Here is a 15,631-nt window from a genome sequence, read left to right as displayed (position 1 = left end):
TCAAAAACTAACCTTCTTCCCTTTTATTGCATATTGTATGTGTATATACCTAACTGAAGAAAGGAGGATTTCTCACATGTTTCCGAAATCCCCTACAAGGCAAATGTATCCGAATCCAGGGCAGCAACCTTATACACCATATCCAATTCCACAACTACCACCAATGGCACAAAAAAAGAAAGGTTTTCTTGCTAAGCTTTTTAAAAAACACGATCCAACCGAGCCGTTTATGCAAATGGTTCCACCTTACCGACAAATGGAAGGGCAACCAATGATGCATCAGCAACCACCGCAGCAATATCATCAGCAATATCCGCAGCAATACCAGCAACAATATCCGCAGCAACATCCACAATATCAACCATACATGCAGCAACATCCTGAGCAAATGATACCGCCTCAAATGTATGAATCAAATGAAACGCGCGGCGGCGCAACTACAACTACAACTACAACTGCGGCAACAGCAAGCAGTGGCATCGGCAGTTTTTTTTCGAACTTAATTTCGAATCCAACTAATATGATAAATAACATCGAAAAAGTATCCCAAGTCGTTCAATCTGTAGGTCCTGTCGTCGAACAGTATGGTCCTATTATGCGTAGTCTACCAAGCATTGTTAAAATCCTCACCTCTGGAAAAAGCACGGAAGAAAATCAAACGGAAAATGTAACAGAGCCAGTTGAGGTAGAAAGTCCGCCTCCTGCACCTCAAAAAAAGAAACGAAAACGAAAGAAAATAGTGATTGAACCTGTAATAGAAAAAGAGTTACCGAAAGAACCAGTTCAACAAACAGCAACAAAACCAAAACTATATGTGTAACAATCCTTTGTTTTCTATCCACTCCTCCTTTATAATGTAAAAGACTATGCACAAAAGTATCCCTTGTTTAGAAGGAGAGGATTACTCATATGAAAATTGTTAAAATTTCCCCTCGTGGTTATTGCTACGGTGTTGTCGATGCAATGGTAATTGCACGTAACGCCGCATTAGATAAATCATTGCCGAGACCCATTTATATTTTAGGTATGATTGTTCACAATAAACATGTTACAGACGCTTTTGAAGAAGATGGAATCATCACATTAGACGGTCCAAGTCGCTTAGAAATTTTAGATAAAATTGATTCTGGTACTGTTATTTTCACTGCACACGGTGTTTCTCCAGAAGTTAAACAACGCGCAAAAGAAAAAGGTTTAACAACAATCGATGCTACTTGCCCAGATGTTACCAAGACGCATGACCTTATCGAAGCTAAGAAAGCGGAAGGGTATCATGTCATTTATATCGGTAAAAAAAATCATCCAGAGCCAGAAGGCGCAGTTGGTATTGCACCTGACATCGTTCACCTTATCGAAAGAGCCGATGATTTAAAAACATTAGAAATCCCAACAGATAAAATTTTAGTAACAAATCAAACAACGATGAGCCAATGGGATGTTCAACATTTAATGGAGGACATTCAAAAAAAATTCCCAACAGCAGAATTCCATAAAGAAATTTGTTTAGCAACTCAAGTTCGCCAAGAAGCTGTCGCTAAACAAGCTGATGTTGCAGACTTAACAATTGTTGTTGGTGATCCGAAAAGTAACAATTCAAATCGCTTAGCACAAGTATCACAAGAAATCGCGGGTACAAAAGCATATCGCGTTGCTGATGTAAGCGAAATTCAATTAGAGTGGCTACAAGGTGTAGAAAACGTAGCTGTTACAGCAGGTGCTTCTACTCCAACGCCAATTACGAAAGAAGTTATCGCTTTCTTAGAGCAATATAACCCAATGAATCCCGCTACATGGGAAAGAGTTCGAAAAGTACCGTTACAAAAAATATTACCTCGCGTGAAAGTGAAAAAAGAACAATAATAAAAACCGTTGCTTGCATGAGCAACGGTTTTTATTTTTCTTATACAAATATAAATGGATCTGTATGTAACTGCGAAGCATGAATGTGTACATTGAGTTTCTTTGCATCCACTTTTTCTTGTAATTGCTTTTGTACACCTTGTTTCATTACTTTTTCAACATTATGTCCTGGGTCAACTATATTTAAACCGAGCATCATCGCATCATGAGCAACATGATAGTACATGTCACCAGTTACATATACATCTGCTCCTTTAAATTTCGCTTGGTTTATATATTTATTACCATCTCCACCAAGTACAGCTACTTTACGCACTTTATCGTCTAACTTACCGACAACTCTTGCGCCCTTCACGTCTAATGATTGTTTCACATGTTCTGCAAATTGACCAAGCGTCATTTCTTCTTGTAAGTATCCTATTTTTCCTAGGCCTAACGTTTCACCTTTATTATCAAGCGGATACACATCGTATGCTACTTCTTCATAAGGGTGCGCCGTTACCATTGCTTTAATCACTTTCCGCTGTAATGAAGCTGGAATAATCGTTTCGATTCGCACTTCTTCTACACGTTCTAACTGTCCAGTTTCCCCGATATAAGGATTTGTCCCCTCTTGAGGTACAAATGTGCCTGTACCCTCGCTACTAAACGTACAGTGGCTATAATTGCCGATATGACCAGCACCTGCGTCTCCTAATGCATTCCTTACTTCTTCTGCATGAGTGACTGGCACAAACACAACAACTTTTTTCATTTCTTCTGCATATGTCGGTGCCAAAACTTCTGTATTTTGCAATCCTAACGCCTCAGCAAGTAAATCATTTACCCCGCCCTTAGCAACATCCACATTTGTATGCGCTGCATAGATTGCAATATCATTTTTAATACACTTTTCAATAATTTTCCCATACGCCTTATCTGTATGAATCGCTTTTAACGGGTTAAAAATTAAAGGATGATGAGCAATAATGACATTTGCCCCTAATTGAATTGCTTCATCCACAACTTCTTCCGTTACATCTAACGCAATCAATACGTGCCGCACGGGTTTATTAAGCGCTCCAATCTGCAGGCCAATCTTATCTCCTTCCATCGCCAAATGCTTCGGATACATACTTTCAAATAAAGAAATAATTTCATGGCCATTTGGAATTTTACTCATGATAAAACCTCCCCTATCATTTTCATTTTCGCTTCTACTTCCCCACGCTTCGCTTTTGTTTCTTCAGAATCAGCTGCACGTTCTAACTGTTTTAAAATATTTTGGAAGTTTTTTAATTCTCCTTCCCATTTTTCAACGAAGGCTTCACTTTTTTCTGTTATTAAAAATGGTCCCATAAACAATTCAGCTTGTTTATTTTCAGAGTAAGGCGCTGCAACATTTCCTCGCTCCCCTACTAAAATTTCGTAAATTTTCCCATCTTCTTTTACGATTTTTTCATGGATAAGCTCCCAACCATTCTCAATAAACCATTCACGAATATGATGCGCTGCAATATTAGGCTGTAAAATTAAACGTGTTACACCTTCTAATTTTTCTTTACCACTTTCTAAAATGTCACGAATTAACGCTCCGCCCATTCCGGCAACCGTAATTACATCTACTTCTCCTGGTGCGATAACAGCTAATCCATTCCCTTTACGCACATCTACTTTATCTTGTAAACCACTTTCAGCTACAGTTGCTTGCGCAGAGCGAAATGGTCCATCTACGACCTCTCCTGCAACTGCTTTTGTAGCAATATTATTTATAATTGTATAACACGGTAAATACGCATGATCCGATCCAATATCAGCGACTGTAGATCCTACTGGTATTTCACGTACAACTTCTTCTAATCGTTTTGAAAGCTTTACTTCATTCATGTATTTCCATTACTCCTTCTCTTGTCAGTCTGTCTCCATGATAATGAATTTATAGTAGTTGTTGCAAGCCCATAACAACAATTCACTGCTCTATCATTCATCGTATTTTAGAAAATATAGAAAAACAAGCCCTTTGCATAAGCAAAAGGCTTGTCATACGGAACTTTATTTTTTCTTCGATAACCAATCAGCTACTTTAGCGGCTTGATCAGCTGGAACTATATTGGCAGGCATATTGCCTTTTCCTTTCGAAAGAATTTCTTTAATTTCATCCTTTGAAAGTTTCCCACCAATTTTTTGCAAGTTAGGTCCAACTGCCCCTTGTAACTGATCACCATGGCAGCTCGTACAGCTTTGCTTCACAATATCTTCTGGTTTTGATGCCGTTTGTGCTGGCTTCCCGCCATTTTTTGCATCAGCTAACTCTTTAGATTTATTTAGCCCCTGAAATGAAAATACAAACATAACGATAATACCCAATGCTGCAATAAGAGCGAACGGAATCAGCGGATTACGTTTCATATCTCTTCTCCCCCCTCTATATCCCTAAATAGTTAGATGATTCAGTCATTTCCATTGTACTTGAAAACGCTCTATCAGAAAAGAGTAAACTACCACTTGTTAAAAATATTCCATAAATTCAGTTTATTGTTTTTTATTGTCATATCGCTTATTATTTCGATAATTATTAACGTTTCTCATCATATTTTTCGCTTTTCTACATATATTTTTGTATAGAATAAACAAAATTAATCGAAAAATCGAAAAATGAGCATTTGCAAATCAAAAGACAATTCTGTAAAATAAATTACAAGAAATTGTAATCGTTGCCGACAACTAAATTTTAACAAAAATTAACAAAATAAAAAAGTTTACTTCACAATGGTGAAGTAAACTTAAAAAATAACCTATTCTAAGAAATCCTTAAGACGCTTACTACGGCTTGGATGTCTTAATTTGCGAAGTGCTTTTGCTTCAATTTGACGGATACGCTCTCTCGTTACGCCGAATACTTTCCCAACTTCTTCAAGCGTACGAGTTCGTCCATCATCTAAACCGAAACGAAGACGTAGAACATTTTCTTCACGATCTGTTAGCGTATCTAACACATCTTCTAATTGTTCTTTTAGCAATTCATAGGCTGCATGGTCCGCAGGCGATGTTGCTTCTTGGTCTTCAATAAAGTCACCTAAATGGGAGTCATCTTCTTCACCAATTGGTGTTTCAAGAGAAACTGGCTCCTGTGCAATTTTTAAGATTTCACGTACTTTTTCTGGAGCAAGATCCATTTCTTCACCAATCTCTTCAGGAGACGGTTCACGACCTAAATCTTGTAATAATTGGCGTTGTACACGAATTAACTTGTTAATCGTTTCAACCATATGAACTGGAATACGAATTGTTCGCGCTTGGTCTGCAATGGCACGTGTAATAGCTTGGCGAATCCACCAAGTTGCATACGTACTAAATTTGAAACCTTTACGATAATCGAACTTTTCAACAGCTTTAATTAGACCCATATTACCTTCTTGAATTAAGTCTAAGAAAAGCATACCACGGCCTACATAGCGCTTTGCAATACTTACTACAAGACGTAAATTTGCTTCTGCAAGACGACGTTTCGCTTCTTCATCGCCTTCTTCAATACGCGTTGCAAGTCGAATTTCTTCTTCTGCAGATAGTAAGTCTACACGACCAATTTCTTTTAAATACATACGAACAGGATCGTTGATTTTAACCCCTGGTGGTACACTTAAATCATTGAGGTCAAACTCTTCTTCTGTTTTTGAAATTTGGCGATTATTAGGGCCTTCTTCGTTGTCATTATCACCAACTAAGTCAATGCCTTGTTCACCTAAATATTCATAGTATTCATCCATTTGATCGGATTCAATTTCAAATCCATTCATGCGTTCTGCAATCTCTTCATATGTAAGAACGCCACGTTTTTTTCCGAGCTCAGTGAGTTGTTCTTTCACTTGCTCAAGGGTCATTTCAGTTTCAATTTGTTTAGAACGAGCTGGTTTGTCAGCCATCTGTTCCCCTCCTTACGCGAGATACAAACATTCATTATACTAAAACTTTATCAAAAAAGCTATTTTCTCGCTTTTTGATTTTGTAAATATGCTACATAATATTTAGCAGCCTCTACAGGATCTGTTTTTTCCATTTGTTTCACTTTAAAGATGATCTCCATCTTTTCAAGTTTTTCCTGATGCCGTCTAAGCGTCTCCAAATGGCCTTGTAACACTTCTTCTGTGTATTCTGGATTAATAAATTCATCCGTCGAAATATCAGTGATAATATTTTTCAACTTTTCATCAGAGAGCCAACTTAAAAATGTTCCGACTGAAGGTTCATTTCCCTTTTCATAATATGCGTATAGTTCATATAAAATCCCTTTATGTTCTTCTGTATGAAAATCTTCTATATGGGATTCCATACGAACAGCTACTTCTGCACTTTGCAACATATGGTAAATAATTTCTCTTTCCGCTCTTTCAAAACCTGTTAACTTCGGTTTTGTTTGAACGACTTGAGACGGTTTAGCAACCTGCTTTATTTGTTTTTGCTGTACCTTTTGTTCTTTGCGATATTGGTGCAATTGATTCAAAAGTGTTTCCATTGAATACGAAAATTCTTGCGATAATGACTTCAAATATGACTCTGCCTGCATCGCATCTTGTAACAACGATAACTCTTTTAAAACACTTTTCACATATTCTTCTTTGCCAGACTCATCTTGCAAATTTTTCCCTAAACGCAAATAATTTATTTTAAAACCAACAAAACTCACACTTGATTTCACAAGATTTTCAAAAGCAGTAGTCCCATATTGTTGCACATATTCATCAGGATCAAGCTTATCTGGCAAGGATGTGACTTTCACTTGGCAACCAACTTTTAGCAATAATTGCCCTGCTTTCATCGTCGCTTCTCGCCCTGCTTTATCACCATCATAGCAAAGAACAACAGTTTCAACGTTACGTCGCAGAAGTTTTGCTTGTTCTTCAGTTAAAGCTGTTCCCATTGTCGCAACAGCTTCTTCCACACCACTTTTTACCGCAGCTAGTACATCGGCATATCCTTCGAAAAGAACCACTTGCCCACGCTTTCTAATAAATGGTCTTGCTTGGTGGAAGTTATACAACAATTTACTTTTGTGAAAAATCGGTGTTTCAGGACTATTTAAATATTTCGGAGTGTCATCTCCTAACGCCCTTCCACTAAACGCTATCACCTTACCTTGTAACGTATAGATCGGGAACATAACTCTTCCACGGAAGCGATCATAATGACTACCATCCTTCTCACTTCTTATTAGAAGGCCAGCTTGTTCCATAGTAGACAGCGATAAACCTCTTTTTTGTAAAATTTTCGTCGCTGCATCCCAAGCAGGTGATGCATAACCAATTTCAAACTTCTCAATCATCTCTTTCGTAATACCACGGTTTAATAAATATGAAAGTGCTTCATTTCCCTCTTCCGTATTTACTAATAAATGATGATAATACTTTTTCAATAATTCATGAGCTTGTTGCATGATGACAGTGTCATCAGATATGTCTTCTTGTTGTCCTTGTCCTGATGTGTACTCTGCAACCGCAATTCCATTTCTTTCGCCTAGCTTTTGAACAGCCTCGGTAAACGCCAGTCCTTCCATTTTCATTAGAAAGGAAAATACATTTCCACCTTCTCCACATCCGAAGCAATGAAAAATTTGCTTATCAGATGAAACAGAGAATGAAGGAGAATTCTCACCATGAAATGGACAAAGGCCGAAATAGTTACGCCCCTGTTTTCTAAGTTGAACGTATTCACCAATGACTTCTACAATATCGGATGATGTCCGAATCTGTTCAACAACTTCTTCGGGAATTCTGTTCCCCATAACTCCATCTCCGTGTCGTATGTTGTATTCGATATAAATTAAAAAATTCCTTTATAATTCGACAATATTTTTCTAAACTTGTTAGAAAGTGTTGCCGATTACATTGTATAAACGATTTTGAACCTTTCCTATAGGTCCTTTATCTGCATAAATCGCATATACATACTTGCTATATAAAATTGTATACATTTGCTCATCTGTTACAAATGTATCTCTTAGAAACAATACATATACACCTTTTTACAAGAAGAGTAGCAAGCCACATATACTGTTTGATCTTGAGATCTGTAACTTTTTCATGTTGATCCATATAACAATCAACTCCATTTTGTTCAGTATCTACAATGATCCAATTGCCTTGCTATTTCCTTAAAGGATGAGCATATGATGCGACAAACAAAATTCCGACATGAAATTCCGCTCCAACTTGCACAATTTCAGCCTTCACGGGATATACATCTACACCAACTAATATGTTGTTGATGTTTTGCATATTTCTGTATTCTACATCCCTTCTGTGAATCCTTCCATAATGTGCGTTTTCTTGTATAGATTTTGTCGATTTAACGTAATTACATGTCTTTTTCGTAAATCCTATCCCTAGTTTATTCTGAAAAATTAAAGTCTAAACGTAAAATATAGGTTTTTATCACAATTTTTTATTATAATATATTTTCTTCAACTACGCTACATATCCCTTTATTTTTTCATCTTACATTTCAGGATGACAAACTCACACCTTGAATATACTAAAAGACAAAGGAGTATAAGTATAACCATTACACTACAATCTATTACAAAGTCCATAGGTACCATATTTCACACGAGCGAAAAAAGCACATTCACCTTTGGTAAATGTGCTAAAACATTTTTTGGTTTTGCACTGCATTCACAATAATATTTGCTGTTTCTTCAATCGCTTTATTCGATACATCGATTACTTGGCAATTTATTCTACTAATTACTTCCTCAAAGTGATCAATTTCTTCTTGAATACGATTAATATTTGCATATGTTGCTCCATCACTTAATCCAAGTGATTTTAATCGTTCTTTTCGAATATGATTTAACTTATCTGGCGTAATTTTCAAACCGAAACATTTTTCTTTTGCCACTTGATATAGTTCTTCAGGTGGGTCAACTTCTGGCACGAGTGGTACATTCGCAACTTTCAAGCGTTTGTTATGAGCTAAATATTGGGAAAGTGGTGTTTTTGATGTACGCGAAACACCGATCAACACGATATCTGCTTTTAAAATACCTCGTGCGTCTCTGCCGTCATCATATTTCACAGCAAACTCAATCGCTTCAATCTTTTTAAAGTATTCTTCATCTAACCTACGAACAACACCTGGCTCATATCTCGGCACTTGCCCCGTAATTTCTTCAATTTGATCAATAAGAGGGCCGATAATATCGTATGCCTCTACCCCTTCTTTTGCAGCCTCTGTTACTAAATACTGGCGCATATCAGGCTTAACTAACGTAAAACATATAAGTGCTTGATTACTCTTAGCAATCGAAATCACTTCTTTTAATGTCCCTGTATCTTCTACATACGGTACACGTCTAATATCAGGAGCAAACGGGAATTGCCCCATTGCTGCTCGAACAACCAAATCAGCCGTTTCCCCTACAGAGTCAGATACGACATATACGATTTTATTATCCATTACATTACCTCACTTTAAACAAATTACACTTATTCGTTATTTACTAAATTTACAAACGCACGTGTAATATTTGTTTTTGTAATTCGCCCAATCACTTCTAAACCTTGTTTCGTATCTTTTACAACTGGCATTGCATCAATCTGTCTTTCTATTAATTCCATCGCAATATCATATAAAGAATCCTCTCTACGACACATTGCAATGTTTGGCATCCTTGTCATGATAATATTAACCGGAAGAGAGGTTAAATCCTGCTTTCCTAAGCTCGCTCTTAATAAATCTTTACGAGACACAACACCAACTAATAGAGTCATCTGGTCTACAACGAACAATGTACCAACGTCCTCTAAAAACATCGTACAAATTGCATCGTATACGGAAACATTTTTATCAATTACAACCGGTCTAGATTGATAATCTTGTACTTTAATTTTCTTAACAGCTTCAGATAATAGCTGCCCCCCAGTTTTACCCGTATAAAAATAACCTACGCGTGGACGCGCTTCTAAATAACCAGCCATCGTTAAAATTGCTAAGTCTGGTCTTAGCGTCGCACGTGTTAGACCCAATTGTGCTGCAATTGATTCCCCTGTAATAGGACCGTGATCTTTTACAATCTGAATGATATGTTCTTGCCGTTTATTCAGCTCTATGATAATCACCACCTTTAATGCACAACGAAAAAAGTTATACTATCTCTTAAATATTATATACTAAATATGCTATTCGAAAAAGAAAGTATGTAAAAAGGACCGTATACGGCCCAAAATTATATTTGAAACTTATCAAGTTGTTCTAAAAAACGTCTTGATTTCAAATAAATTCCGCAATATTCATCATAATATGTATTCAATACTAAACGCATTTGTTTTTTTGTGCTATCCTTTACCGATACATTTCCGAGCCTATGTAAATCGAAATGGAAGAAAAGACGTAATAATTTATGAACAGCTTCTCCTACCGGTATACGATATGGGTCTTGCTCTGCATGACGTGAGCACAGAAAACCGCCTTCCCTAACGGAGAAGGCGACAAAGTCTGTTTCTTGATGACAAATCGCACATGTATCAAAGTACGGGCGCATCCCTAATACCGGAAGCATTTTCGTTTGATAAATTAATGATAATACTTCTGGATCAACACCCTCACACATATAATGCAACGTTTGATATAACATTTCAAATAAATACGGATTATGTTTTTTATCTTCTGTTGCTTTATCAGTTAACTCAACAATAAATGATGCATAAGCAGTTAAAAATATATCCTCGCGAATTTCTTTCATAGTTGAAATAATCTCGCCTTGTTGCAATGTTCCAAGCCCAGATCCCATTTGAATTAGAAAATGGCCATGTGTCATTAATTGCGACACAGATGCTAATCGGCTTTTCGGTTTTTTTGCCCCTCTTGCCATTGCACTTACCTTACCAAGTTCTCTTGAGAATATTGTAACAATCTTGTTCGTTTCTCCGTAATCTGTCGTACGGATAACGATGCCCTCAACTTTTTGAAACATGTTCGTCACCATCCAAGGTTTGAACAAAACGGGTCAAGAAATTGGAGAGTCTAGATGCGCTAGCTCCTCTTCATGTTGATCCATCTCATCGTTTACGTCTTTTTCCATTTCTTTCAAAAGCAAGTACGTTTCAATGCTTCCTGTTTTGGAGAAAAACTTCCAGGTAAAATCTAGCATAAGAATCCACCTTTCTCAATAAGCGTAGCCTATAAACCAATTTCCTTTGTTGTTATTAAATTGACCCATTTTGTCCATTTTCATGTGAGAAAAATTTTTCCTAATTTATCAAAGTTCATAAAAACCAATAATCAGTGGATGAACCAACCATCCACTGATTACAACTTTACTCTATTTTAGTACTCATCCTCGCGGAAACCTAGGTCACGAAGCTGAGACATTTTATTACGCCAATCTTTTTGCACTTTTACCCATACTTCTAAAAATACTTTAGAACCAAGTAGCGCTTCAATATCAAAACGAGCTCGCTTACCAACTTCTTTTAACATTTTTCCTTGTTTTCCGATGATGATTCCTTTTTGTGATGCACGTTCAACAACAATCGTTGCATTTATATAAACTGCCCCGCCCTCACGCTTTTGAATCGCATCGATAACAACAGCCACAGAATGCGGCACTTCTTCACGTGTTAAATGTAGTACTTTCTCACGAATAAGCTCTGCAATAATAAATCTCTCCGGATGATCCGTTACTTGATTATCTGGATAGTATTGTGGTCCTTCTGGTAAATACTTTTTAATTGTCCCAATTAAAGCGTCCACATTATTACCGTCTAACGCAGAAATTGGTACAATCTCTGCAAACTCATGTAGTTTACGATATTGATCAATTAACTCTAGTAATTGCTCTGGATGAAGTTGGTCAATTTTATTAATTACTAAAAATACTGGTTGTTTTGTTTCTTTTAATTTCTCAATGATGAATTCCTCACCACGACCAAATCCTTCAACTGCATTAACCATAAACAGAACGATATCAACTTCTTTTAATGTCGTTTGCGCCATCTTTACCATGAAGTCGCCTAATTTATGTTTAGGTTTATGTATTCCTGGTGTATCAATGAAAATAACTTGTGCATCATTTTCTGTATATACACCTTGAATTTTATTACGAGTCGTTTGTGGCTTATCACTCATAATAGCAATTTTCTGGCCGATAATACGGTTTAAAAATGTAGATTTTCCAACATTCGGTCTGCCAATAATAGAGACAAAACCTGATTTATAACCTTTTCTATTCATGTAAATCCTCCGCTAAAAATGCTCCTGGTAACAATTCTCCGACTGTCGTCTCTTGAACGTCACCATGTAAGTTTGATAAGTATACTTTCGTATCCTGTTTACATAATTCTACCATAACTTGTCGACATGCTCCACAAGGAGGTACTGGACGCTTTGTATCTGCTACAACCGCAATGGCTACAAATTCGTTATCTCCTTCAGAAACCGCCTTAAATAAAGCTGTTCTTTCAGCACAATTACATAAGCCATATGATGCATTCTCAACATTACATCCACGATACACTTTTCCATCGCGCGTTAATAATGCTGCACCTACTTGAAATTTAGAATATGGTACGTACGCTTGTTTACGCGCTTCGATTGCTTCTAGAATTAATTGTTTACTATTCATATTCCCGCATCCTTCCTGTTCACAGCTGAAGAGATACACTCTCTCATTAAAGGCCCTTACGGCACTTCCAAAGCTTAATAAAAGCTTCGGAATGCAACTATACCATATACGGTAAAAAGATAATAGCACCAATTATAACAGCTATAATTGCAAACAATAAAACCGCTCCTGCCGCAACATCCTTTGCAATTTTTGCAAACGGATGAATATCGGCAGTCGCTAAATCTACCGTTTTTTCCACAGCCGTATTTACCATCTCTAAACTCATTACACTCCCTATTACAATAAGTAATATCATCCACTCTATTTTCGTAATATGGAAATAAAAGCCGCAGCATATAACAATGACTGCGGCTAAATAATGGATTTTCATATTTCGTTCATGACGAAAACAAAAGAATATACCAGCTATAGCATATCTAAAACTATCTATAAGTTTTCCTTTTTTCATCGTCCTAATCCAAAAGCTTCTAAAATTTCTTTTTGTCTTCCGAACATTTCTTTTTCATCTTCTTCTGTCATGTGATCATAACCAAGTAAATGTAAAAAGCCATGTAACGCCAAAAATCCAAGTTCACGATCGAAAGAATGTCCGTACTCTTCAGCTTGCTCTTTCGCCCTTGGAATAGAGATAATAAGATCACCTAACATGCGCGGCATCTCTACACCAACAATTTCCATTTCTCCTTCTCCCATCTCTTCCATAGCAAAGGATATTACATCTGTAGGTTGATCTTTATCTCGGTAATCACGATTAATTTCTCTAATGCGCTCATTATCTACAAATGTCACCGATACCTCCGCACCAGCCTCGATATTTTCCATTTGAGCTGCTTTTTCTAACACTTCACGAATTAAACTCATATACTCTTCTTTTACTTCTTCTGTTTCATCAATAAAATCAATTAACAAACTCATTCTTTCTCCTTTTCTTCCGGAGGTTCCGGATATGTAATACGCGAATGGAAAATACCATTTAACGTTTCACACAACGTTTTTCCAACGATTTGTAGTTCCTTAAACGTCAAATCACATTCACTAAATTGACCGTCTTGCAGTCGATCTTTAATAATACTTTGCACCAAATTATTAATTTGTTCTGGCGTTGGGTGATTCATAGAACGTACCGCAGCTTCTACACTATCAGCAATACCAACAATTGCCGATTCTTTCGAAGTTGCTTTTGAACCTGGATAACGGAACATTTCTTCTGTATATTTTTCTTTATCTTCTTTAATAGCTTTATAATAAAAATATTTCAGTAACGTTGTACCGTGATGTTGCCCAGCGATATCAATAATTTCTTGTGGAATATGATATTCTTCGAGCATTCTTACTCCATCCGTTACGTGAGCAATTATAATATCTTTACTTGTTACAGGATCTAATTTATCATGCGGGTTTTCAATTCCCATTTGGTTTTCAATAAAGAATTGCGGTTGTACTGTTTTTCCTACATCATGATAATATGCCCCTACACGCGCTAATACACCATTTGCCCCGACTGCTTCACAAGCAGCCTCAGAAAGATTCGCTACCATTACACTATGATGATATGTCCCTGGCGCTTCTAACAAAATTCTGCGTAAAAGTGGATGATTTGGGCTTGATAATTCCATAAGCTTCATACTTGATACGATTCCAAGTCCACTTTCTAAATATGGTAAAATCCCCATAGCCAAAACGGATGATATAATCCCTGAAAGTGAAGCCATTAATAATTGCGTACCAATTTCAAGAGGCGAAAAATTCCCATTACGTAATAATAAGAGCGCCGCCAATACGACTACATTTAATACAGAAACGAGTATACCAGCTTGTAAAATCATTGTACGACGATTTTTTTCTCGCAAGAAAATACTAACCGATAACGAACTTAACAATACGTAAATCCCTACACTATAATTTAATGTACTCGTTACTCCTTCATTAAACATAATACTTCCGCATACAGAAAAAATCATACTCGTTAAAAAGACAAATCGATCACCAATCATTAGTTTTACAAGTATTGTTCCCATCGCAACTGGGACAACATATGCAATCCCTGCGTATTCAAGTTTTTGAAACAAACTAATGATTTTCATTAAGACGATTGTGATAGACAAAATTGTAATATACGCTAAAACATACGGTCTATCTTCTCTTTTTCTCTTTAAAAATAATTCAAATTGTTTATGCATAAAGTATAGTAACACACCAATGAGTACCGCTAATCCAACATAAGGTTGAAAGCCGTTCCCTTTTTCTAACAAACCAACTAATTTCAACTGATTATACACATCACTTGAAATTGTTTCACCTTCTCTAACAAGAACTTGTCCTTGAAGAATATAAACAGGTGGAACTAAATCTTCCTCTGCTTTTCTCTTCTCTTTCGTTAAGATTGGGTCATAAAAATAGTTAGCTGAAATTGCATATCTTCCTAGCGCCTTAATTGATTCTTTTAAACCATTATCAACATTAACACTATTCATCTCACTTACATATCGTTCTTTCGCATCTTTCAATTCGTCCATTTTAATATGCTCAGTCATGATACTATTAATCGCTGTGACCGCAGCATCTTTCGCTAATACTAATTGGCTCGGATCTGCATTAATCAAATTCAGTAAGTTTGAATCAGATAACTCTTTCGTTAAGTCAGCGGGTAGTTTCTTTTTTAACTTGTCCACTTTCTCAGCATCAGTCATCTTTTTTTGATCATCCGGTCCAACAGCTTTAATCTCTTGCACCACTTCATCCACTTTAGCAAAGACGTCATTCACAATATCAACTTTGTTTTGTTTATACTCACTTTTATATGTATATTGATCTTCAACTTTTGTAGCGGCTTCTTTTTTCTTTTTATCCGTTGTAACTTTATCTTCAATTTTTATAGGAGAATGGATTGTCTTTTTCGCAATAGAATACATATTAACATCTAATTGTTCTGGTTTTACATTATTCATAAGCGCAAAAAACAGCACTGCTCCTAACACAACGTAAGAAATCCAACTTAGTTTTTTCGAATGTTGTAAATTACGAAACCACTTAGAAATTTCTTGAGATCTTGACATGATTTCAATACCTTCTCCTCTCCAGAAATAAAGTGAAACTATTTATAGCTTTCATTTCTTCTACCAAACGATACTTTGAGGCAATATTTTATACACTAGTACCAATAGTTTATTT

At 36.4% G+C, this 15,631-nt stretch carries 17 protein-coding genes; 2 read left to right on the top strand and 15 right to left on the bottom strand.

Translation table 11 applies throughout. The annotated features are described in order from the left end of the window. Positions 1–76: 76 nt before the first annotated feature. Together ACTFRU_RS14785 and ACTFRU_RS14780 are read left to right on the top strand one after the other, a co-directional pair. The gene (locus ACTFRU_RS14785) at positions 77–820 is read left to right on the top strand and encodes a YqfQ family protein (protein WP_440037702.1); all 744 of its coding nucleotides are present in this window, start codon (positions 77–79) and stop codon (positions 818–820) included. Positions 821–909: 89 nt separating this feature from the next. Continuing rightward, positions 910–1,860, top strand: coding sequence for a 4-hydroxy-3-methylbut-2-enyl diphosphate reductase (locus ACTFRU_RS14780; RefSeq protein WP_000706662.1), 951 nt, complete (start codon positions 910–912; stop codon positions 1,858–1,860). Between the two features lie 40 nt (positions 1,861–1,900). On the opposite strand, the gene ACTFRU_RS14775 is transcribed toward ACTFRU_RS14780, so the two are convergent. The 15 genes from ACTFRU_RS14775 to ACTFRU_RS14705 form a co-directional block, all read right to left on the bottom strand. Further along, entirely contained in the window at positions 1,901–3,022 is a 1,122-nt protein-coding gene (locus ACTFRU_RS14775; RefSeq protein WP_000036243.1) for a Nif3-like dinuclear metal center hexameric protein, read from the bottom strand. Then, positions 3,019–3,726, bottom strand: coding sequence for a tRNA (adenine(22)-N(1))-methyltransferase (locus tag ACTFRU_RS14770; RefSeq protein WP_001006542.1), 708 nt, complete (start codon positions 3,724–3,726; stop codon positions 3,019–3,021). The genes ACTFRU_RS14775 and ACTFRU_RS14770 overlap by 4 nt, the downstream gene beginning before the upstream one ends. A 165-nt stretch (positions 3,727–3,891) precedes the next feature. Continuing rightward, the gene (gene cccA, locus ACTFRU_RS14765; RefSeq protein ID WP_000828141.1) at positions 3,892–4,248 is read right to left on the bottom strand and encodes a cytochrome c550; all 357 of its coding nucleotides are present in this window, start codon (positions 4,246–4,248) and stop codon (positions 3,892–3,894) included. Positions 4,249–4,634: 386 nt separating this feature from the next. Continuing rightward, complete coding sequence (rpoD, locus tag ACTFRU_RS14760; RefSeq protein WP_000764065.1) at positions 4,635–5,762, bottom strand: RNA polymerase sigma factor RpoD; 1,128 nt, start codon at positions 5,760–5,762, stop codon at positions 4,635–4,637. A 59-nt stretch (positions 5,763–5,821) separates the two neighbouring features. Beyond that, positions 5,822–7,618 (bottom strand): DNA primase, encoded by a 1,797-nt coding sequence (gene dnaG / locus ACTFRU_RS14755; protein ID WP_000528223.1) that lies wholly within the window; start codon positions 7,616–7,618, stop codon positions 5,822–5,824. Positions 7,619–7,699: 81 nt separating this feature from the next. Next, entirely contained in the window at positions 7,700–7,843 is a 144-nt protein-coding gene (locus ACTFRU_RS14750) for a hypothetical protein (protein ID WP_000479733.1), read from the bottom strand. A 635-nt stretch (positions 7,844–8,478) separates the two neighbouring features. After that, positions 8,479–9,291 (bottom strand): pyruvate, water dikinase regulatory protein, encoded by an 813-nt coding sequence (locus tag ACTFRU_RS14745; protein WP_000368945.1) that lies wholly within the window; start codon positions 9,289–9,291, stop codon positions 8,479–8,481. 29 nt (positions 9,292–9,320) lie between these two features. Further along, positions 9,321–9,953, bottom strand: a complete 633-nt coding sequence (locus ACTFRU_RS14740) for a helix-turn-helix transcriptional regulator (RefSeq protein WP_000583756.1) — start codon at positions 9,951–9,953, stop codon at positions 9,321–9,323. A gap of 107 nt (positions 9,954–10,060) precedes the next feature. Then, complete coding sequence (gene recO, locus ACTFRU_RS14735; protein ID WP_000487009.1) at positions 10,061–10,807, bottom strand: DNA repair protein RecO; 747 nt, start codon at positions 10,805–10,807, stop codon at positions 10,061–10,063. A 33-nt stretch (positions 10,808–10,840) separates the two neighbouring features. After that, positions 10,841–10,984 carry a YqzL family protein gene (locus ACTFRU_RS14730; RefSeq protein WP_000883924.1) on the bottom strand — a complete coding sequence of 48 codons (144 nt, stop codon included), beginning with the start codon at positions 10,982–10,984 and terminating at the stop codon, positions 10,841–10,843. A 176-nt stretch (positions 10,985–11,160) separates the two neighbouring features. Beyond that, entirely contained in the window at positions 11,161–12,066 is a 906-nt protein-coding gene (gene era, locus ACTFRU_RS14725; protein WP_001080229.1) for a GTPase Era, read from the bottom strand. After that, entirely contained in the window at positions 12,059–12,457 is a 399-nt protein-coding gene (locus ACTFRU_RS14720; RefSeq protein ID WP_001086283.1) for a cytidine deaminase, read from the bottom strand. The genes era and ACTFRU_RS14720 overlap by 8 nt, the downstream gene beginning before the upstream one ends. A gap of 97 nt (positions 12,458–12,554) precedes the next feature. After that, positions 12,555–12,908, bottom strand: a complete 354-nt coding sequence (locus tag ACTFRU_RS14715; protein ID WP_016123384.1) for a diacylglycerol kinase family protein — start codon at positions 12,906–12,908, stop codon at positions 12,555–12,557. Next, positions 12,905–13,375, bottom strand: coding sequence for an rRNA maturation RNase YbeY (gene ybeY, locus ACTFRU_RS14710; RefSeq protein WP_025709775.1), 471 nt, complete (start codon positions 13,373–13,375; stop codon positions 12,905–12,907). The genes ACTFRU_RS14715 and ybeY overlap by 4 nt, the downstream gene beginning before the upstream one ends. Further along, positions 13,372–15,516, bottom strand: coding sequence for an HD family phosphohydrolase (locus tag ACTFRU_RS14705; RefSeq protein ID WP_000091509.1), 2,145 nt, complete (start codon positions 15,514–15,516; stop codon positions 13,372–13,374). Before ACTFRU_RS14705 ends, ybeY begins: the two co-directional genes overlap by 4 nt. Between the last annotated feature and the right edge of the window lie 115 nt (positions 15,517–15,631).

The sequence above is a fragment of the Bacillus cereus group sp. MYBK220-1 genome (assembly GCF_051916445.1).
GTDB classification, from domain to species: Bacteria; Bacillota; Bacilli; order Bacillales; family Bacillaceae_G; genus Bacillus_A; species Bacillus_A cereus.
This window is presented reverse-complemented; position numbering and strand designations above follow the sequence as displayed.

Coding starts and splice junctions, on each gene's coding strand:
- ACTFRU_RS14785 (WP_440037702.1), top strand. CDS start 77: ATGTTTCCGAAATCCCCTACAAGGCAAATGTATCCGAATCCAGGGCAG.
- ACTFRU_RS14780 (WP_000706662.1), top strand. CDS start 910: ATGAAAATTGTTAAAATTTCCCCTCGTGGTTATTGCTACGGTGTTGTC.
- ACTFRU_RS14775 (WP_000036243.1), bottom strand. CDS start 3,022: ATGAGTAAAATTCCAAATGGCCATGAAATTATTTCTTTATTTGAAAGT.
- ACTFRU_RS14770 (WP_001006542.1), bottom strand. CDS start 3,726: ATGAATGAAGTAAAGCTTTCAAAACGATTAGAAGAAGTTGTACGTGAA.
- cccA (WP_000828141.1), bottom strand. CDS start 4,248: ATGAAACGTAATCCGCTGATTCCGTTCGCTCTTATTGCAGCATTGGGT.
- rpoD (WP_000764065.1), bottom strand. CDS start 5,762: ATGGCTGACAAACCAGCTCGTTCTAAACAAATTGAAACTGAAATGACC.
- dnaG (WP_000528223.1), bottom strand. CDS start 7,618: ATGGGGAACAGAATTCCCGAAGAAGTTGTTGAACAGATTCGGACATCA.
- ACTFRU_RS14745 (WP_000368945.1), bottom strand. CDS start 9,291: ATGGATAATAAAATCGTATATGTCGTATCTGACTCTGTAGGGGAAACG.
- recO (WP_000487009.1), bottom strand. CDS start 10,807: ATGTTTCAAAAAGTTGAGGGCATCGTTATCCGTACGACAGATTACGGA.
- ACTFRU_RS14730 (WP_000883924.1), bottom strand. CDS start 10,984: ATGCTAGATTTTACCTGGAAGTTTTTCTCCAAAACAGGAAGCATTGAA.
- era (WP_001080229.1), bottom strand. CDS start 12,066: ATGAATAGAAAAGGTTATAAATCAGGTTTTGTCTCTATTATTGGCAGA.
- ACTFRU_RS14720 (WP_001086283.1), bottom strand. CDS start 12,457: ATGAATAGTAAACAATTAATTCTAGAAGCAATCGAAGCGCGTAAACAA.
- ACTFRU_RS14715 (WP_016123384.1), bottom strand. CDS start 12,908: ATGAAAAAAGGAAAACTTATAGATAGTTTTAGATATGCTATAGCTGGT.
- ybeY (WP_025709775.1), bottom strand. CDS start 13,375: ATGAGTTTGTTAATTGATTTTATTGATGAAACAGAAGAAGTAAAAGAA.
- ACTFRU_RS14705 (WP_000091509.1), bottom strand. CDS start 15,516: ATGTCAAGATCTCAAGAAATTTCTAAGTGGTTTCGTAATTTACAACAT.